This window comes from Desulforhopalus singaporensis (assembly GCF_900104445.1).
GTDB classification, from domain to species: domain Bacteria; phylum Desulfobacterota; class Desulfobulbia; order Desulfobulbales; family Desulfocapsaceae; genus Desulforhopalus_A; species Desulforhopalus_A singaporensis.
In genome coordinates this window covers 1-20,476 of sequence record NZ_FNJI01000046.1, presented here as the reverse complement: position 1 = coordinate 20,476, position 20,476 = coordinate 1, and the positions used below count along the sequence as shown (strand labels likewise).

The 20,476-nt window shown below is 32.6% G+C and carries 13 protein-coding genes and 1 pseudogene; 11 read left to right on the top strand and 3 right to left on the bottom strand.

The genetic code is table 11. The features are described from left to right. Nucleotides 1-172: 172 nt before the first annotated feature. Both BLQ17_RS19880 and BLQ17_RS19875 read right to left on the bottom strand, forming a co-directional pair. On the bottom strand, nt 173-607 hold the full coding sequence (locus BLQ17_RS19880; RefSeq protein ID WP_092225898.1) for a response regulator: 435 nt from the start codon (nt 605-607) through the stop codon (nt 173-175). 48 nt (nt 608-655) lie between these two features. Next, the gene (locus BLQ17_RS19875; protein ID WP_092225897.1) at nt 656-2,440 is read right to left on the bottom strand and encodes a sigma-54 interaction domain-containing protein; all 1,785 of its coding nucleotides are present in this window, start codon (nt 2,438-2,440) and stop codon (nt 656-658) included. Nucleotides 2,441-4,186: 1,746 nt separating this feature from the next. On the opposite strand from BLQ17_RS19875, the gene BLQ17_RS19870 reads away from it, so the two are divergent. From BLQ17_RS19870 to BLQ17_RS19820, 11 genes are all read left to right on the top strand, one after another. Continuing rightward, nucleotides 4,187-5,731 (top strand): FAD-binding oxidoreductase, encoded by a 1,545-nt coding sequence (locus tag BLQ17_RS19870; RefSeq protein WP_092225896.1) that lies wholly within the window; start codon nt 4,187-4,189, stop codon nt 5,729-5,731. 11 nt (nt 5,732-5,742) lie between these two features. Next, a complete protein-coding gene (locus BLQ17_RS19865) occupies nt 5,743-6,957 on the top strand; it encodes a (Fe-S)-binding protein (protein ID WP_176761340.1) in 1,215 nt (404 codons plus the stop codon). A gap of 13 nt (nt 6,958-6,970) precedes the next feature. Continuing rightward, entirely contained in the window at nt 6,971-7,159 is a 189-nt protein-coding gene (locus BLQ17_RS19860; RefSeq protein ID WP_092225894.1) for a hypothetical protein, read from the top strand. Nucleotides 7,160-7,328: 169 nt separating this feature from the next. Then, on the top strand, nt 7,329-8,111 hold the full coding sequence (locus BLQ17_RS19855; protein ID WP_092225893.1) for an electron transfer flavoprotein subunit beta/FixA family protein: 783 nt from the start codon (nt 7,329-7,331) through the stop codon (nt 8,109-8,111). Continuing rightward, complete coding sequence (locus BLQ17_RS19850; RefSeq protein ID WP_092225892.1) at nt 8,108-8,971, top strand: electron transfer flavoprotein subunit alpha/FixB family protein; 864 nt, start codon at nt 8,108-8,110, stop codon at nt 8,969-8,971. Before BLQ17_RS19855 ends, BLQ17_RS19850 begins: the two co-directional genes overlap by 4 nt. A 1,533-nt stretch (nt 8,972-10,504) precedes the next feature. After that, on the top strand, nt 10,505-12,544 hold the full coding sequence (locus tag BLQ17_RS19845; protein ID WP_092225891.1) for a heterodisulfide reductase-related iron-sulfur binding cluster: 2,040 nt from the start codon (nt 10,505-10,507) through the stop codon (nt 12,542-12,544). Nucleotides 12,545-12,615: 71 nt separating this feature from the next. Beyond that, on the top strand, nt 12,616-12,834 hold the full coding sequence (locus BLQ17_RS19840) for a hypothetical protein (protein WP_092225890.1): 219 nt from the start codon (nt 12,616-12,618) through the stop codon (nt 12,832-12,834). 41 nt (nt 12,835-12,875) lie between these two features. After that, nucleotides 12,876-14,300, top strand: a complete 1,425-nt coding sequence (locus BLQ17_RS19835; protein WP_092225889.1) for a cytosine permease — start codon at nt 12,876-12,878, stop codon at nt 14,298-14,300. Between the two features lie 402 nt (nt 14,301-14,702). After that, nucleotides 14,703-16,430: an aldehyde ferredoxin oxidoreductase family protein gene (locus tag BLQ17_RS19830; RefSeq protein WP_092225888.1), complete on the top strand. Its 1,728-nt coding sequence runs from the start codon at nt 14,703-14,705 to the stop codon at nt 16,428-16,430. Between the two features lie 1,209 nt (nt 16,431-17,639). After that, a complete protein-coding gene (locus BLQ17_RS19825; RefSeq protein ID WP_092225887.1) occupies nt 17,640-19,241 on the top strand; it encodes an ATP-binding protein in 1,602 nt (533 codons plus the stop codon). A 223-nt stretch (nt 19,242-19,464) separates the two neighbouring features. Then, nucleotides 19,465-19,878, top strand: coding sequence for a universal stress protein (locus BLQ17_RS19820; protein ID WP_092225886.1), 414 nt, complete (start codon nt 19,465-19,467; stop codon nt 19,876-19,878). Nucleotides 19,879-20,228: 350 nt separating this feature from the next. Here the strand turns inward: BLQ17_RS19820 and BLQ17_RS22975 are convergent. After that, a pseudogene (locus BLQ17_RS22975) lies at nt 20,229-20,476 on the bottom strand (IS4 family transposase); the annotation flags it as partial.

Below are 20,476 nucleotides of genomic sequence, written 5' to 3'. Positions count from 1 at the left end.
GTGTTGTTGGACTTCTCTGGGAAGATTTCTTGCGTCTGTAGTTTTCATGCAGACAGTATACACTATTTAAGACCTAAATGCCCGCCGGATTAATAGCTAAAAGAGGTCGTGAAATTCATAACTACTCCACGAAATGATTTTTTTTGTTTCCGAATGCCATTCAAACTAAGTTTTAGTGAGGATTGTTGTTTGTAAGTACCCAATAGCATCCTAATCCAGAGATTACTTTACTGAAATCGGAAAACGATACTGGTTTTGTTACATAGCTATTGGCGCCTAATTTATAACAAGTATTTAAATCTTTCTCATCATTTGAAGAGGTAAGAATAACAACTGGTACTAAACGTGTACGTTCGTTTGAGCGTATGCGCCTTAAAACTTCAAAACCATCAATTTTGGGTAGCTTAAGATCTAATAATACAACCGCTGGAAGTTCATTAGAATCTCTTTTTGCAAATTTACCTTTGCAAAATAAATAGTCTAATGCTTCCTCTCCGTTTCGTGTCACGACAATCTCGTTTAATAAATTACTCTTGTTTAAAGCACGTAAAGTAAAAATTACATCTTTAGGGTTATCTTCAACAAGAAGTATTGCTGGATTATTCATTGGTTATTCTGACGTTATAATTGAATTAGTACAGGAAAAATGCGATACTTATATTTTATCTAAATTGTATTTTATTAATTTCCTACTGATCGTTGAAGGATTGACTCCAAGAGAGCTAGCAATATTTTTCTGATTGTCAAACAATGTTAAGGATTTTGTTAATATTGCTTTTTCCATATTGTCCAAAGCATGTTGTAAAGTCATTCCCCGGGACCAGTTTCCTGTTATAGAGGTCTCATTAATTTCTGCGATGTTATTGTTAACAACTTTAAAAGGTAGATCATTTAAGTCTATTGTTTCTGATTCTGTCATAACAACTAACCTCTCACAAATATTCATTAATTCTCTAACATTACCTGGATACGAATAAGAAAGCAATGCATCTATTGCAGTTCGGGATAAGCGTTTATTGATTCCGTCTTTTTTGCCAAAATGGTTTATGAAATTATAAAGTAGAGGCAAAATGCATTCTTTTCGATCTCTAAGTGGAGGCACTCGCAGAGGTATTACATTCAATCGATAAAAAAGATCAAGTCGAAATTTACCTTGTTCCACCATTTCTTCCAAATTTCTATGGGTTGCGGCTAAGATTCTTATATTGAATTTACTGCTTTTAGTTCCACCAATTCTCGTCGAGTGCCCATCTTCAAGGAATCGTAATAGTTTTACTTGAGACGAAAGTGGTAGTTCGGCAATCTCGTCTAGAAATAGAATACCACCATCAGCCATCTCGAGATAACCTGGCTTGGCTGAGTCAGCACCTGTAAACGCACCTTTTTCATGACCAAAAAGTTCAGCCTCAATTAGTGATTCGGGAATGGCGCCACAGTTTATTTTGATCATTGGTTTTTGTGATCGTGCTGAATTTTGCTGAATTAAATCAGCAAATAACCCTTTCCCTACACCTGATTCTCCTAAAATCAAAACTGATGAATCAACTTTGCTAAGCTTAATTGTTTGTTTAAGCACATTAACCATGCATTGACTTTTTGCTACGATTGAATCAGAGAGAACCTCTTCTTGCTGTATTTCTGTTATGTGGTGTTGGAACTGATCTTTGAGAGCTTCTTTCTTTTCAAGTTCCGATTGGAGTCTATCGATTTCAGTTACATCTCTGTAGCTTACGACAACACGAATTAGTTCAATATCGTCATCAAAGACAGGTGTAGCTGTAATTATTATTTTCCTTCCATTTTTTGTTCTTAATAGATTGACAATTTCACGTTTTTCTATAGCTTTGGCTGTAACTGAATCTTCAAATAGACCATTTTTAACTAATTGTTGAATGTTTTTTCCTATTACATCTTCGCTCCTTATGTCGTTTAGTCTTTCAGCTGTAGGATTTAGTCTTAATATTTTGCCTTTAGCGTCGGTAATACATAGTCCTTCGTGGGAAGAATTAATTAACGCAACGAGTTCCTTGTTGAGTTCTTGGTAGGATCTCATTTGCCTTGTCATCTTTTCCAAGTCTGAATTCTCTACGAAGACACAGATAGCTCCAACAGTGTCCACTCCTAATTGAATTGGGCTTATCATGACAAGAAATGCTAAATCACCTTTTCTAACAGAAGCTACGAATCTTCTTCTTAAATCTTTAAACGTAAGTTTAGCTTCTGAATAAAGTTTGGGTAACACTTCAGCAAGGTCATCTCCAGGAAAGATGCCAAGCGCTTCACGTATGATTTTATCAGCTAAGACCACTATGCCTGAATTGTTAATAGATAATATTCCTTCACCAATAGCATCCAATTGAGCTTTGTGAAAGACATTTAAATGTTGTTGTGCGCCTGGGCTAGGATTTTGAAAGTCTGATGGTTTTAGCTCATTGACCATAGTTAATTATCCCTAGTAAGAATCTTTTTTGTGATCATTCAGAAAAAATATTATTGAAGAATTTATTTTATCAATCTCGTAAATTGTAATATAAAATCGTTTAATATGTAATTAATGCTGAGGTAAAAATCGATTGTTAGATAATAACTGATCTTGATACAAGTATATGAGTAAAATATATCTATAAATTTTATTCATACCACATAGAAAAAGTACTGTTTTTTATGAACTATTCATTTTTGTTAATAGTATTAATATGTTTGTAAAAATAAGTTTTTGCAAATTTTTGTAATTTAACTAGTAGTAGTTATTGATAAGTGAGTCGATATTTGAAAAAATTAATATTGTATTAACGCTAACTCAGTTAGTGTTTGTTAAGCCGAAAGTTGATTGCTTAATATTAACATAATAGACATTCTGTATTTGCTGTAATTGAACATAGTTGATATGTTGTAACAGTTCGCTAATGTACGTACTTGTTAATAAAATTGTTTTGTGTTGGCTATATATGATTAAATAATTAATTTAAAGAGAAAATTTATTTTGTGCATTGTTGATTAAGTGCAGTAAAAAAAAATTGTAAAAAACGACGAAGCATTTAATACCATTAAATATAATGAAATTAACAAGTCTCAAACTATTGATGGGCTCTATTCATTTCTAGGGAAAATGTTAGTAGTTAGCTATCTGAGATAGTAGTTCGCACTTTGTTTGTGTATGCTAATTGGTAATTTTTGCAACTATTTCTGACACCGTTTGATTGTCTCCATCCACCCTTTTTTTAGTAGGTCTTAATGCTTACCTATAAAATTCTCTTTAACATTGAGAAGAGCTTTGTCCTGCTATTATTTTTACACGATTTTTATCTTTTTCTGATGAAACACGCATGGTTGCTTTCTTAAGAACGAAATATTGACGCTTTTTGTAATTGCCAATTGTGCTTGTAGTAACTTTTACCAACCGCATAAGCAGTATGGTCTGGTAGTGAAGGTGTTTATTGATCGTCTCTTGAGAGTTTGCTGATGTGTTGTTTTTTCTTCATCCTTGTTTCACATAATGTTCGTCGCACACTTAGTCAGTTCTTCTCGTTGCTACTTGAAACAAGATTGCATTGGTGCAATGATATTGCAAAAATGCAATCTTGTCAACTAAATTTTATATTAGTGATTTAATCTCTGGAATTCCCTTTAGTTAATGAAGGCATAATCTCAAAAAATTATTAACCACTATTGGGAAGTGTCCTAGTTTTTTAAAAAGGACTCATCTTTAGCATGAAAATATCGTAATTAGTAATTCATGTCTCAACAGTTTGTAATCTCAGGATAAATTCAAGATTGTTCATCTATTCTTACTACTTGGATTTATGGATAGTTGGCTACAGTTATTTTGTAATTTTCAAAAATTAACTTAAAACAAGCTGTTGCATTTGTGCAATTTCAGAACGGGAAAGATACTTTCGTTTTTGCGCTAAAAAAATAGACATAAATATAGATTGCAAGGTATGTATTTGAAATCACAAGGATATATATTCTGTAATTTTAAATGTAAGGATGTGTCCTTAGGGTGGAATGCAATTTGCTTGTTTGTTTTCGAAGGGATTGTTTGAAGGAGTAGTGTATCGACTTGGACTCCATAGCATGTCAAACATTATCTTTGTAGAGAATGTATGCATAGCAAGGGAAAGGTTGGCTCCCAAAGAGCATTATAGCTCTTAGATTTGTTCACTCAACTAAAGGAGAACTATCTATGTATGAAGTTGGAAAAAAAACATTAGCCGAAGACGTACAAAAAGATCTCGATAAAGCAATATCAAGCCTAAGGGACGCAATAGGGAATGAGTATGTTTTCCAAGATGTTCCAAATAGGGCTATTAGATCAGCGGTACCAGCTCCCTTTCCTTTGCATGATTGGGAAGCACATATTCCTGATGTAGTTGTTATGCCCTCTACAACTGAAGAAGTTGTTGAAATTGTAAAAATAGCAAATGAATACAAGATTCCTATAGTGCCACGAGCTGGTGCAACAGGCTTAGCAGATGGGGCGGTTCCTTTGAAAAAAGGTATTCTTCTAGATGTTAAACGTATGAATCAAATCATCGAGATAGACGATATCAATATGACTGCCACAGTGCAACCAGGTGTTTCGATGTTAGAGCTAAACAAAGTGTTAACACGGGTAGGTCTTTTCTATCCTGATGATCCAGCATCCTATCCTTGTGCTATTATTGGTGGTCGAATAGGTAGTAATGGCTTTAGTTTGATAGGTGGAGGTTATGGACATGTGCCTAATCTGGTAATAAGTCAAGAAATTGTATTGCCGACTGGAAAAGTTATAAGAGTGGGAGGAGGGGGGGGGCGAAAAATAAGAAAATCCTCTGTAGGTTACAATATTAAAGATCTTTTTATTGGGCATCAAGGCACTCTTGGAATTACAACCGAAGCGACTCTTGATATCTGTAAAAAGCCTGAGGCTGAATGTCCTGCGTTTTTCGGAACAAATTCGTTTGAAGAATCCCATAAATTAGCTTTTGACCTTGAAATGCTAGGATTAAGATCGATGGCTGCAGTATTAATTTTTGATCCACAGAAGATAGAATTTTTGAGGCGAGATGACGAGGCTTACATCCCCCAACCAAAGGAGATTAGATCTGTAGTGCTAGCACTTATGTATGGCACTGAAGCTGAAGTAACAGTAGCGCGCGATAAAGTTTTCGAGACAGCTGTTGATAAACATAAAGCAATCTATCTAGGAGATGAAATTTCAAAAGGAGACTGGGCGTCACGTCATGATAGGTACCACATTGCATATCATGGTAGGAATAAAGCTGGCGAGGTATCTATGATGACGTGGCATTGTGAGGATGCTGCCATTAATCACAGTGAATTGCCACAAGTTCGAAAAAAGTGGCACGCAATTGTTGAACAATTCAAGTCAAAATATGACGGTATTTTCGATGATTGGGGGATGTTCATGTACACTAACAATCCATTTCGACCTTATGGTGATTACTTAACCGAAATTGATATAGGTGTTAACGAGTTAGAGATGACTCCTGAAATATGGAATGCATTTGTCGATATGAAAAGACAAATTGCCGAAGTGGCTCTTGAAGCTGGAGGGAGTATTTCAGCGTGCCATGGAGGAACCCGCATGGGTGATGTGGAAGTAGCTTGTTACCAGGAGTTGGCTGAAGGAACCTATGATTTAATGAAAGAAATCAAAAAGATGCTAGATCCAAATAACATTATGAATCCTGGTAAATATCTACTCGACAGCGCTTACAATAAATAATGGGGGGTAAAATGTCTAAACAATTCATTAGCAAAAAAAATTTCTATGATTCTCCTTTAGAAGATGGCTCAGCGGTTTCAGCTGAGTTACGAAGAGATTGTTATGCTGTATTTGCCTGCAGGCATAAATTTTGTAGAGACGTATGTCCGGTATATTTAGAAGAAAGAGCAGAAGGAGGAACATCGTATGGTTTTCATTCTGCGCTACTGGCAGTATCTGAGGGGCATGGAGTCTTGTCTGAAATGGTAGATACTTCACAACTTTGTTTGGAATGTGGTGCGTGTCAACTTCGTTGTCCTAATACCCTCTACACCGGAGATTTTTACGGTCAAACAACAACGACAATAGATTTAGTAAGAAAAATAAGGCGTGATTTGATTGCTCAAGGCACTCCCCCAACGAACTGGGAAAATGTAGATAAATATATTCAAGAAGATCTTGATAGAGAAAAGACTGCCGGAGATTCTATGGTTAGATGGGCAGAGGATTTTGATTTGCCTGTTTCTGGTCAAACAATGATGTTTGTCGATTATTTTAATGCATTTCAAACAACAGATGTACCAAGAAGTGCCGTTAAAATTCTCAAAAAAGCAGGTGTTAAATTTGGAATTCTCGACAAGCCGTTTCCGACACTGGGTGAACTTTATGAAAGCGACAAAAAACTATGGGTATCATTTGCAAAAGAAAATTGTAAAAAGTTAAAAAATGCCGGTGCGGAAACGGTTATTATTGTAAATCCACATGATTATATTTTCTTTACAAGTGAATATCCAAAATACTTCAAAGTTCCTTTTGATGTGATATATGTAACTGATTATATTTGGTCACTATATGAGCAAGGAAAACTATTGTTTGAAAATGAGATCAATATAAAGGCTACTTATCATGATCCTTGCACCTTGAATAAACAAAGCCTTTCTTGGGAAGCACCAAGAAAATTAATATCTGCAATAGCTGGTATTAAATTCGATGCAGACGACCGAGTAACGCAGTGGGACTATTGTTGCGGCAATGGGTTGAATAGTTTTAAGCGTTTACTCCCTGACGTTTCATACAAGGTTGGTTTGAAAAGATTAAGCCTTGCAGAGGAATTAGAGGTTGAGCAACTTATAGTTGCCTGTCCTCACTGCTTGGATCAATTCACTGAAGTACAAACCAAATCAGGGTCGTCAATTCAACCGGTACATATTCTTGATTTAGTAATAAAAGCTGCTGGTATTGAATAAAAGGAGAAAAATAATGGCTGAATCAGTTACGATAAAATATGGACATTTTCATGTTGAATCAAAAAGAATGGAAAAAATTCTAACACAAGAAATAAACGAACACGAAACAGAGAGAATAGTTAGAAATAGGCTTGAATTCTTGGATTGGATGAATCGCCATTTCGCCTATAAAACTGTGCTTGCTCCAGATAAATACAAATAAACCACATAAACACTTATAAATTTGCTCTCATTTTGGCGTTTTGCTAAAAATGAGAGCAAAAGCAAAAAAAAAATAATTTGTGATTTTTAAAATTATTTATAGATTAATTTTGTTGAATCTATTGAAAAAAATCATAGATTTCTATTGCTATAAATTCTTGAGGTAAAATATGAATATAATCGTATTAATAAAACATGTAGTTGATTCGACTGAAGTACGGTTCGATAAAAAAACTGGTAATTTAAGATTGAGAGGTTTGCCTGAAAAAATAAGTGATTACGATAAACATGCTTTAGAAGCAGCAATAAAAATAAAAGATAAAATGGGTGGAAAAGTTACCGCCTTAAGTTTTGGAAGTAAGGATGCAATAAAATCTTTAAAAGAATGTGTTGCGATGGGAGCGGACCATGGGGTTTTAGTGTTATTTAACAAAACTAATGAAATCTGCAATCCCACTATTATAGCAGAGACTCTTGCTAAGGCAATTCAACATATTGGTAGTGCAGATATTGTTTTATGTGGAGCTATGACTGAAGATGTGACAAACAAAATAGTCGGTTCCTCCGTGGCGGCCAAATTAAAAATACCACATATCGCAAATGTCAAAAAAATTGATATTGAAAAAGAAGAAAAAGTTTATATCACATCGGAGTTAGACGGTTTTGAAATAGATATTGAAGCACAAACGCCTTTAGTTATGTCAGTTTTAAGAAAACTAAATGAACCTAGACTTGCCACAAAGATTCAAATAATGAAAGTTCAAATGAAAAAAATATCTACAATCACTCTTGAAGATATTGGAATGACCAATATCGAAAAATGGAGTCAAGATTTAAAAGTTGAATCGTTTACGCCAATAACAAATGAAAGAAAGAAAATAATCTTGGAGGATGATACTTCAGAAGCAGTTAGCAAACTGATTGAATTATTGAAAGAGGAGGGAGTTCTGTGAAAACGTTAATTATATCATCTGATGAAAAGACTGTTTGTAAATTAAATCAATATGTTTCGAATTTAAATATTTCGTCAGAAATAATTAGTCTATTTGTTGATATAGAAAACATTAATCCATTTTATGTACTAAATACTATTAAAACAAAAAAAGATATCTCACAATTTAATTTAATAATTTTATCTGATGCAGAAAAAGATCAAGAACTGGCAGGATTAATTGTTGGAAATTATGGTTTTTCAAGCATCACTTCTTTTTCAAATTTGGTTAAGAATGATGAAGGTCTTTTAGTTCAACGCGAAGCGTATGGTGGACTTGCATATATGAATTTAAAAGCTAAAAGTTTTCCATTGGTTTTGACATGTACGTCGTCTGTATTTACAGATATCCCAGTAAATGATATCTCGATAGAAAAAATAAGCAAATTTGAAACTGATAGAAAGATAGTAGTGACGTCAGTAAAGAAAATATCTAAAGCTGTAGATATTGGTTCTGCTAAAAAAATAGTAGCTATTGGTAGAGGTCTTGCTAAAAAAGAAGATTTGAGCTTAATAGAATCATTAACGTCGAGTTTGAAGGCAGAAATAGGATGCAGTAGGCCATTGTCAGAAGACTATAATTGGCTTCCATTAGAGAGACAAGTTGGATTAACAGGTGAAACAGTTAGACCTCAACTGTATTTGGCAGTTGGTATATCAGGACAGGTGCAACACTTGGCTGGGATGAGAGATTCAAAAGTAGTGGTAGCGATAAACAATAATAAAAATGCACCAATATTCGATTCGTGCGATTATGGAATTTTGGGTGATCTTTATGAAGTTGTACCGCTACTTCATGAAAAACTTGGCGCTTTCGTTTGAGTACATTACATCATTTCTAATGAAATATTGCTAATCTTGAATACTAGATTTGGGAAATGGGTCCTGGTTTAAGTATAAATGCTATTTGAACTTGATACTATAAAATTAAATTTAAAAATCAAAATACAATTTTATAGTATAAGTAAAATTCAAAAATAAAATTGAAAAACAGCAATGCTGTGGACCCATTACCTATTTGATTAAAATATTTTTTAATGGTAACTATTATATAGTTGCACCTGTTCGTTTGTCTATGAAAATTCTATATAAAATTGGGTAGAGAGATGGATCGCAAGTTTTGTCTCTATCGCTTAGTGTTTGTGAATTTATGAGAAGTTGTGTCTGTTTTCATTGTTTAACGATTTGTGGCTATATTGCAAAAGATAATTGCTAATTTGTAACTAAATTTAAAAAATCATGCTTACAACAAGATACGTTGCTTTATTGACAACAATTTAGTGACTGTTAAAACACTGTTTGTCTATAGTTAATTCATTATATTAAATGTAATCTGCATAAATTATACAATGATAATATTTGTATATTAATGCAATAAAATCGCCCTCCTGTTTGATGTTAAATTACAACATATATAAAAATATGTTGTGTTAACAAAAAAGGTAAAATTATTTCTGTTACCTATCTTTCGCTTGAGATTATTCGTTTTAAGTGGTTGTTGCTGCCTCTTAATGTTTATATATAGTCTCTCAATCATAATATTTACGATGACTTGGTAGTTAAACATGTAAAAGAATTAGTCAAGATAACAAGGCAAATGTCTCTGGGCTATAACATTAAATGTTGCTCTAATACAGTTTCTTTGGTTGTCGATTATGATATTAAGTCAACTGAAAAATATTTTGCTTTATTTATCTTTCGACGAATAACATGTTTAAGAAATTAGTCATTTAAAAAAATAATTATTCTCGCAAATTGTTGGTTTGTTTGTGATTAAGTCATTATTTTCAGTAAGTTATTTAGCAATCCGAATTTAAATTTCATACGTAGAATATTTAGGAACGTTACTAAACCATATTTTTTAAATTACCTTTAGTAAAGTAGTTTCTACTATGATAGCAATCAAAGTGGTTTGATTTGCATAAATGAGGTGTTTTGTTCAACCTTATTTTTTCGCTTCCCAATATAATTAATTTATTTAAACGAATAATTAGTGATTTGATATAATTAAATTGCGTAATTAGCTTATAAAGCTTTTGGCTTATACTTATATCTGGAGCTAAAAAAGTTTCAAGTAAATATCTCAAAGATATTAGAAAGCTCTTTTGTTTGGGCTATTATAAAAAAAGTATAAGAGAGCAATGTGCGTTATATAGTGTGTCATTTAATATTGTTTACTTGATATTACTATTGTATGCGTTAACGACAATGTTCTTTGGATATATATTTAATTTAAATTTCTTTCAAACTCTATATTGTTTTAGTGTAGAATCATAAATTGAGTCTAAAATGCTATTTGAAATAACACAATCATAATTCTTTTTTTATAAAAAAATAAATAACGGAGAAACTGAAATGATTGAACGTATTTATTTACCTTTTATGCCAGAATATACATCCTATATAATTTATGGTTTGTTTCTTTTAACGATGATGTTCTTTGTGTATTTATTTATTAGACAAGTTAAATTACTAGGAATAGGTTTAAGAATATTTCTTAAAGAAATTTGCAAACATATTATTAATAATAAAGAAAAAGTAATTAGCGTACTGAAAAAAAATGTTTTTTTGCAAAAAAAAACAAATCAAAATATGGCCGGAAAGTTTATACATTGGCCTATTTTTTTTGGATTTTTAATATTGATTTTGGGTACTTCGTTAATTGCAATTGATGAAGATTTGTTGGCTTTATTAGGTGTAAAAAAAGTTCTAAGAGGTTTAACATATCTTGTTTTTGAGATGCTATTAGATTTAGCAGGTTTGTTAGTTTTGTTTGGAGTATTATTAGCTTTTTTTAAAAGAATCTTTAAGTCAAAGGATCAAAGACAAAATACATTAGAAGATTATGGAGTTTTGTATCTTCTATTATTTATCGTAGTAACAGGATTTGTTTTAGAGGGCATTAGGTTGATTGTAGCGCCTGTATCTTATTCAAATTATTCATTTGTTGGCAATTTTTTAGCAAATACTTTGCTCGAAAAATATCCTAGGAATTCCTCCTATGTTCCATATAATTTAATATGGTATGCACATCTTTTAGCAGCTTTTTCTTTTATCGTTCTAATCCCAATTACGAAATTTAGGCATATTTTGATGATACCGTTAAATGTGATTATAAATATGCCTAAAGATAATAGAAATAAAGCAAAACTTACTATACCATTTAATGTGCTTAATTTTGATGAAGAAGAAGATAATCAAACTGATTTGCTAAATGATTTAGGTGTTGGAAAAATAAAAGATATTAGTTGGAATCATCGGTTAGAAATTAGCAGCTGTGTGAATTGTGGACGTTGTGAAGATGAATGTCCAGCAAATTATTCTGGAAGAAATCTTTCACCTAGAAAAGTAATTCAAAAACTAATTAATAATATTAGATGTGAAAAAACAGATATCGATTTATTCGAAAATGTTATACAAAAGAATGAAATGTGGAGCTGCACAAATTGTTATGTATGTACAGAAGTGTGTCCATCTTTTATCAACCATGTTGATAGGTTTCTTGATTTTAGAAGATATATAGTCAATGATTCCTTGGATGATGAAAGTAAAATTAACATATTTCAAAACATAGAAAGAAATGGGAATCCTTATGGATTAGCATCATATTCAAGAATTGACTGGTTAGAAGAAAAAAATGTTCCTAATATTATAGAAAAAAATAATTGCGAATACTTGTACTATCTAGGATGTGCAACATGTTACGATGAAAGATGTAAGAATATAGCGAAATGCATGATCGATATTCTTAATTTTTCGGGAGTTGATTTTGCAATTACAGGAGAAGAAGAACGATGCTGTGGGGAACCGGCAAAAAGAATGGGTGAAGAAGGATTGTTTCAGCTCACTGCAATAGAAAATATAGAATTTTTTAACTCATATGGAGTGAAAAAAATTATTGTTAACTGTCCGCATTGTTATAATATGTTTAAATATGAATATAAAGACTTTAATAGTGACTTTGAAGTTTATCACCATTCAGAAATAATTTTTGATTTTATTAAAAATAAAAAAATTGAAATAAAAGATAAGGATAAAAGTATAGATATAACTTATCATGATCCGTGTAATTTAGGTAGATTAAATGGAATCTATGAACAGCCTCGTACTATTTTGCAACAAGTCGGTTATGTAACGGAAATGAAAAGAAATAAAAGATTGTCGTTTTGTTGCGGAGCTGGCGCTGGAAATGCCTTCTATAAGGTACCTGAGTTAACACGAATAAGTAAAATTAGAATTGATGAAGCTCTAAATACAAAAAGTTCGATTATTGCTTCCGCCTGCCCATTTTGTTTAAATATGTTCGAAGATGTTATAGGAAATATTAAAGACAGAGAAAAGATCCCTAGATCCTTAGACATAGCGGAAATAGTTTTTCAGAATTTAAAAGCTTAAAACCTTATCGTCTAGTGGCAATTTATTGCCAAAAGATAAACCAAAACCTAAAAGCAAATAGGAGGGGCATTATGGTTGAAAAAGTGAAAAGTGCGTTTAAGGTTAACGGGTTAGATGAAGATACCCATAGGGAGCTAATTGAGCGAATTAACTATTTCGAAAATAACCATCAAGGTGATGTCATGAATTGTGGAGATGGATGGGTTCCTCGATTGAAAAACTCGAACTATATTTTTTCTGGTATAATAAATATTTTCATTACGATGTGGCTAATATGGGCTCTTGCATAATTTAAAAATGTTGAAAATTTCAAACATGTTGGGAGTAAATAATGAAAAAAGATAGTATAGATCGAGATGTATATTTTAATTCATTACCAACGTCAAACCATGAACGTTTATATGGTACTTTTGATTTCCTCGCAATTCAAATTACTTTTGGTATAGCAGCTTGGTTTTTTCTTGTAGGAAGTTTAACTGGTCTTACTGTGAGAGCATCAGAGGCTATTCCTATAGTCATATTTGGCAACTGTGTCCCATTGTTTTTAATAGCTCCTTTAGCTGTTATCTTTGCTAGATATGGTACAGAACAATGGGCTAGCTCTGCAGCAGTCCTAGGGCACAAATTCAAAGATATCTGGTTATTTATATATATAACATCAAGTTTTGGATGGATAGCTTATGCCGCATATCTGTTTGGCCAAAGTGCCATAAAATTTATGAATTATTTTGGAGGTCCAGTATGGCTTACTAACGAGGTGCCTGGAGCTATCATTTTCGCTATTTTGGCCACCTTCGTTGGGGTGTATATCGCTTATCGTGGTCCAGATACATTGAAGTGGTTTACAAGATCATGTGCAATTTTTTTGATAATTGTTTTGGGTTATTTTATCTACGTAATTCTCGGACATTATGGGCTTGTTGAGATTTATTCTATGGAGCCTGCAGAACCTCTCGAAACTTTGGCATGGAGTAGGGCTTCTGCTATTGAATGGAATGTGGGATTAGGGTTATCGTGGGCATTTTGGTTTGGTCAATGGACAAGATTGGCGAAATCTGAAAAAGCTGCCTATCATGGTTGCTTATGGGGATGGGGGTTGTTGGCTGGTACAGCTGGCATATTTTCTGCTTTCACCGCCCTAGTGCTAAAAGTTTATGATCCTTCTGAATGGATAATTACATTAGGTAGTCCTGTAATTGCAACTATCGGTTTATCTCTATTTGCACTAGCCAATATAGGTTCAATTGCTTGTTTAGTATATCCAATGTCTATTACTTACAGAAATCGATTTCCAAGTGTGAGTTGGAAAAAAACCGTTTTAATTTGTTCTGTTGGAGCGCTGCTGCTAGAGAATCCTATAGTTTTTGCGCATTATGGTGTTTACCTAGCATATATTGCACTACTAACTGGTGCCTATTCTGGAATTATGTTAGCTGATTACTTTCTTATTAACAAAGGGGAATGGGCTTGGTCAATAAGAGAGATATACAATCGTAATGGTGTATATCAATATTGGAAAGGTTTTAATCCTGCTGCAGTTATTGCTACAATGTTATCAGCAGGATTTTATCTATGGACATTAGAGCCTCTTAGTTGGAGTAGCCCTAATGGTTTATTTCCATATATTACTGCTGGAATTCCTTCACTTTTTATAGGATTTATATCTTATGCAATATTGATGAAGGTATGGGTTATGAAAAGAATGAATGCTCCTTTAAGTGAAAAAAATATTTCTTTAGCAAAAAATATACAATGAAAAAATTATATGTATGTTTATAAAAAACGTATATGTAATAGATTTTGTGATGTATTTTGATTTGATAACAAGTGAGCATGTAATCACATAATGTAATTAAACGTAATATAATAAATGATACGTATGATTGGTAGAATATATTTTATATCTTGCAAAACATATTTTATGTATCATTATCGTTTATAGTTAAAGTAGTAATAATGTTAAATATGTTATTCATTATGCTATAGATGTGCGTTTATAATTTTAGTTAATTATATGCTCACTTGTTTTGATAGTAATATTCGCTTAAAAATGATTTTTGTAAGTTTAATCTATGTTGGTTTGCTGAATAGTTTAATCTATATTTTATTAAGCAAATTGTTATATGAATAAAGTTTGTTCATTTTTGAAGGAGAATATATGAAATTTTTGAGAGTTGATATGACTAACAAAACTTTGTCTTTTGAAAATATACCTAGTTATTATCGTAAATTAGGTGGTAGAGCATTAACTTCACTTATGATTAATAGGGAAGTCCTTGCTGACACGGATCCTCTTGGTGAAGAAAATATGTTAATTTTAGCGCCTGGGTATTTTACAGGAACTCCATTGATTAATTCTGGACGGCTGTCAATTGGAGCAAAAAGTCCTTTGACTGGTGGAATAAAAGAGAGCAACGTTGGAGGAACAGTTGCTTTATCTTTAGTGAAACATGGAATTGCAGCAGTAATTATCGAAGGAAAAGAAAAAGAAGAATATTATACGCTGTATATTGAAAATAGTAAATCCGCAAGTCTTGTTCCAGCTGGTGAGTTAAGAGGAATGCGGACCTATAACTTGGTCAAAAGATTAAATGATCAATTTGGTCCAAACAATAGTATAACGTGTATAGGTCCAGCTGGAGATATGCAGTTGCTTTCAGCATCAATACAAACAACAGATTTGGATGGACGCCCTTGTCGAGCTGCAGGAAGGGGCGGTATGGGAGCAGTAATGGGATCAAAAGGGTTAAAAGCAATAATTATAGATCGAAAAGGCAAAGAAGTTGCTGAAATCAAAGATGTTAAGCGTTTTCAATATCATGCTAAAGCTTACGCAAAAGATGTAAAAGCAGACGAATTTAGTGGTGAATTATTACCAAAGTACGGAACTGCAGTTCTTGTTGAGCCAATCAATGCTGCTGGAGCATTTCCAACTAGAAATGCAAGACAAGGCCAGTTTGAGGGAGCTGACAAGATTAGCGGGGAAGCTATGGCTAAAGTTATAAAGGAGCGTGGTGGTCTTAATAAGCACAAAGGTTGCTCTCAATGTATAATTGATTGCTCAAATGAATTTGTAGATGAAAAGGGTGATTATGTAACATCATCTTTAGAATATGAGACTATTTGGTCGATGGGAGGGATGATTGGGAATAATGATCTTGATGCTATTGCTAAATTAGATTTTCTATGTGACGACATTGGTGTAGATACAATTAATACTGGGGTTGCTCTTGCTGTTGCGTTTGATGCTGGATACAGAAAATTCGGTGACAGCAAGGCGGCAATATCATTAGTAGAAGAAATTGCAAAAGGATCCGATATTGGAAAATTAATAGGAAATGGACCTGATTCAGTAGGTTCACACTTTAAGCATGATAGAGTTCCAACTATTAAAGGACAATCTATGGCCGCTTATGATCCCAGAACACTTCAAGGTATGGCTGTTACCTATGCAACTTCACCTATGGGTGGTGATCATACAGCAGGTTGGGTTGTGGATCAAAATATTGAAGCTTTTGGTGGTTCTGTTGACGGACATAAAGCAGAAGGTCAGGTTGAAATATCGCGTGATTGCCAAATCCATATGGCTGCAGTAGATAGTGTCGGTATTTGTGATTTTGCTCAATCAGGATTGGCTACTGATGAAGGTATTGCAAATGTATATTCTATGTTTAGTGCTAAGTCTGGAGATGATTTTGGAGCTGATGATTGGAAGGAGTTGGGTAAGAAAGTGATAAAAGCCGAATTAGAATTTAACCGAAAGGCTGGATTCACTAGCAAGGACGACAGGTTGCCATCAATGTTTTACAAAGAACCTTTGCCTCCTTATAATGTAGTTGTGAAAATTTCCAATGAAGAAATGGACTCAACTTTTAAAAATATTTAAAAAAAGATTAATCAAAAATGTAACTAATTTATTCTTAAAACCTGCTTAATATTATTGATTAATCTTGGATGTGGCTGGTAAAAAAGTTGAGAGTAAAGTTGGTAACGTTAAGGTTGAAAGAACCGCGCTTGTTAAACCGTATTCTGGTGATAAGATAATAATCCGGCGGGCAAATTAATTAATTATTTGTGTTGTAGTTGTAGATAAATGCCCGTCGGATTAATATCCATGTCTAATTTATTATCTAGATAGAAAGAAGAAATATATTTAATGTTTTTTGAGAGTGATGTTTTTTTAACACTAATAGTTAGTTTAACAATAAACATATTATAGGCTAGCATCTGAAGTCAAATCATCGAATTTTTATTGAAAGTAAGCTGAATTTTATTTTAGATTGATGTTGTTAAGTGTCTTGTTAAAGGTAGTGAAATTGTTTTTGATTACATAATTGAAAATATTATTAAATTTTAAAAAAAGAAAATTTGAAAATTTAATTGCAAGAAATGGCAGTTGTTGTGGGTAGCTGTTCTGTTTGTTTTTCGTATCTGAAAAGTTTGCTTCTATAAATAGAATTGCGCTACTTAAATGAAAACTTCAGCTTCATAGCTGAAGGTATTTTGTTAATATTTTTTAAAAATAATTTCTATTTATGCCAGGTGCATTTTGATTTCTGAAACTATAGCAATATAGAAAATGATAGTCAAGAAATATTCAATTTAGCTAAATTAGTCCTTATGGTAATTTTACGTTGATATGAACAATGTAACCAGCATAAAAGAACAAATGTTATGATTTTCAGTGTACTTGTGGATATGCTTTTTATGTTTTGTTGGTGTTCTTTTAAGTATATATTTACCGTATAATGTTATGGAAAGAAAATGAATAATAAATAAACAAAATAAATAAGTGGTGAAAAACATTGAAATAGTATTAATAATATGAGGGTAACTCGGTATTAGAATGTTATTCTGTCGGCTATCTCAAGCAAAACAATGTTTACTTATAGAAAAAGAGAGCAAGTAGAAATAATTATTTTAAATAGTAATTTTTATGATGGAATAAATTATCCGCCAAAATGAAATAAATAATCATTACTTTGTTTGATAATTAAAAAAACTAATGATATAATACTAGAACTTTAGTGGTTGATGAATCTGTGGAAAAAATTATATTTAGGAAAATAAAAATTAAGTAAAAAAACTGAAACCAATGAAAAATTTTTTCAAGAAGTTGAGTCTGAAAAAGAAATTTGGTTTAGCTTTTGCAGTTTTATGCTTTATTACAACGATTGTTGTTACATCTGCTTTGTACTGGTGCGTACGAAATGAAGTGCGAGAGAACATAAGAGAAAACTTGAATCATATTATAGATTTATCAACGCTAATTATTGATACCAATGACCATGCGGTATTAAGATCAAAAAGTGATATGGATAGTGTTGAATATAAGAGGGTACAGAAAACTTTTAAACGCATATTGGAAAAAGCAAAAGTAACAACATATATTTATACAATGCGGCAAGATGAAAATGGAGAAATATACTTTGTAGTTGTAGTTGGAAATAAGTACGTCCCTAGAATAGCTAATGGTTTAGGTATAGGCGATATTTATATTGATGCTAATCCAGAATTAGTCCCCATTTTTTCTAAAATTGAAAACCCAATTGTTGCCAAAAATTTTAATACTGACGATTGGGGAACTTGGTTGTCTGCTTTCGCTCCAATATTTACATCGGACGGAAAACGTGATGGTGTAATTGGTGTAGATATTGCTGCTTCAGATGTAATTAAACAAGAATTGCAATTCCTTTTTGTTGCGATTTCAATGTTTTTGATAATTGCACCGCCTTTTTCAATGATAGGATGGTGGTTGGGATGCCATTTAGCCAATCCAATATTATCGTTAACAGAGGCTGCTAATCGCATAGCAGAAGGTGATTTTAATTATAAAGTTGAAGTCAAAACTAAAGACGAAATTGCAAAGCTTGCTCTATCATTTAATCGAATGACGGAAGTTTTGTCTAAGAACACTAAGTTTCTTGAAGCAGAAATATTGCGAAGAAAAAAAATTGAAAATGAACATCGAAGATTGAATAAAGATTTGGAGTATCGCGTCGCCGAACGAACTAAAGATCTTGAAATTGCAAATAGAGAACTGGAAGCTTTTACATTTGTAGTAGCGCATGATTTAAGAGCACCACTTAGAAATATTCATGGTTTTAGTGAAATTTTAATTGATGACTATGGCCACAAATTCGATGAAATAGGTTTAGAATACTTAAGATATCTACAAGAGTCATGTGATGAGATGGATGATTTAATAAAGGGACTTTTGGAGTTAAGTAATTCGATGAAAGCTTCTATTGTATGTGAGAATATTGATGTTAGCGCAATGGCAAGTAAAATTTTGAAGAATTTTTGCGATAGTGATCCTGAACGCAATATAACTATATCTGTAAAAGATAATATTTATGTTTGGTCTGATCCTAAACTACTTAAAATAGTTTTGGAGAATTTGATTGGAAATGCCTGGAAATATACAAAAAATAGAAATAATACTTTTATCGAAGTTGGTTCATATAATAATCAGAAAAAGAAGTATAGTTTTTATGTGAAAGACAACGGAGTCGGATTTGATATTAACTTTGTTGAAAAAATATTTCTTCCTTTTCAGCGACTTCATAATTCTGATGAATTTCCAGGTTCTGGAATTGGTCTTGCTACCGTTCAGTGGATAATACAAAGACATAGAGGAGATGTTTGGGCTGAGTCTAAGATTGATGAAGGAGCAGTGTTTTATGTTAATATTTAGCGGTTAAGTTGTCTTATGTGATTATGCATGTTGATGGATATTAAAATTTAAAAATGAAATCAAATTAAATACAGTTTCTTAACAACTTCGAATATTTGAATTACAAGAAGTTTTATAATGTTAAATAAAAAATATTGTTGTAAGGAGGTTAACTTGTAATAGATATAAAATTCTTAAACTTACAGGCAAAAATGTATCAAATTTTTTGGAAAAGGAGAAAAATATGAAATATTTAGTTGGTTATGATGCGTTGCATTTAAATAACAGTGAACAAAGTGTAGGAAAGAAAGCTTTGGAAGTCGCATGTAAATTTGCAAAAGAAAATAATGCAAATATATGCATTATGGCATCTTTAGAACAACGTCCTAATATGCCAAAAGAAGAAGTGGAAAAAGTTAAAAATCATCTTGATGAATTAAAATTATTATATAAATTTGAAAGTCTTTCTTTTGAAACATTAGTCTCGGTAAATTATTTTACACCCGGTGAGGATTTAGTGAATTTTGCTAAAGATAATGGAATAGATTTATTATTTGTCGGGGTTAGAAATAGATCAAAGGTAAGCAAGATAATGTTCGGGTCAAATGCTCAACATATAATTCTAAACTCTCCATGTCCCGTAGTTACAGTTCGTTGAATTTGAATGTTAATGTAATATGTATTTACTAAATCAAGATAAATTTATTGTTTTAAAAATGGCACCTTCTAAAGGGTTTAGTTGTTGACTCTTTTTTTGATCGAAAGGTAGTAAGTAAGGTCTATCTCGTGATAAGGAGGTGCCAACTGATTTCCCCTCGGGACTGTATTTCTTTTTTGTTTTCATGACCCATTCTTCTTAGATTTTGTAGTCTCCGACAATACCGGGGCGGTTCAGCTCATATTTTTAATCATTGCTGTCCAAAACAGGACAGAGTTGAAAACTGTTCGTTGATTTTACGGGGATCACAGAGTGCAAAACCCGCATTTTCAAAACCAGGTTGCTCTTTTTCATTTTGCTATCCTTGTCGGCTGTCCAAATCCTGGCAGTCGAAGTTGCACCCCTGGAATATCTGGTGGATGGCCGAAAGGATCATGTAGCCAATCAACCAGGTCCCTATAAGTGAAGAGATTCAGGCGCAACATGGTTGCCAGGTTTGACATTGACCACCCGAATTTCGACAGATGATGGAGGTACTTCAGTAAAAGCAAGGCGATAAGGGCTGTCCAAATTTGGATACGAAGGGCATTTTCGCTTG

Bases quoted from the DNA above. Each gene is read 5' to 3' on its own strand.
- BLQ17_RS19880 (WP_092225898.1), bottom strand. From the start codon at position 607: ATGAATAATCCAGCAATACTTCTTGTTGAAGATAACCCTAAAGATGTA.
- BLQ17_RS19875 (WP_092225897.1), bottom strand. From the start codon at position 2,440: ATGGTCAATGAGCTAAAACCATCAGACTTTCAAAATCCTAGCCCAGGC.
- BLQ17_RS19870 (WP_092225896.1), top strand. From the start codon at position 4,187: ATGTATGAAGTTGGAAAAAAAACATTAGCCGAAGACGTACAAAAAGAT.
- BLQ17_RS19865 (WP_176761340.1), top strand. From the start codon at position 5,743: ATGTCTAAACAATTCATTAGCAAAAAAAATTTCTATGATTCTCCTTTA.
- BLQ17_RS19860 (WP_092225894.1), top strand. From the start codon at position 6,971: ATGGCTGAATCAGTTACGATAAAATATGGACATTTTCATGTTGAATCA.
- BLQ17_RS19855 (WP_092225893.1), top strand. From the start codon at position 7,329: ATGAATATAATCGTATTAATAAAACATGTAGTTGATTCGACTGAAGTA.
- BLQ17_RS19845 (WP_092225891.1), top strand. From the start codon at position 10,505: ATGATTGAACGTATTTATTTACCTTTTATGCCAGAATATACATCCTAT.
- BLQ17_RS19840 (WP_092225890.1), top strand. From the start codon at position 12,616: ATGGTTGAAAAAGTGAAAAGTGCGTTTAAGGTTAACGGGTTAGATGAA.
- BLQ17_RS19835 (WP_092225889.1), top strand. From the start codon at position 12,876: ATGAAAAAAGATAGTATAGATCGAGATGTATATTTTAATTCATTACCA.
- BLQ17_RS19830 (WP_092225888.1), top strand. From the start codon at position 14,703: ATGAAATTTTTGAGAGTTGATATGACTAACAAAACTTTGTCTTTTGAA.
- BLQ17_RS19825 (WP_092225887.1), top strand. From the start codon at position 17,640: ATGAAAAATTTTTTCAAGAAGTTGAGTCTGAAAAAGAAATTTGGTTTA.
- BLQ17_RS19820 (WP_092225886.1), top strand. From the start codon at position 19,465: ATGAAATATTTAGTTGGTTATGATGCGTTGCATTTAAATAACAGTGAA.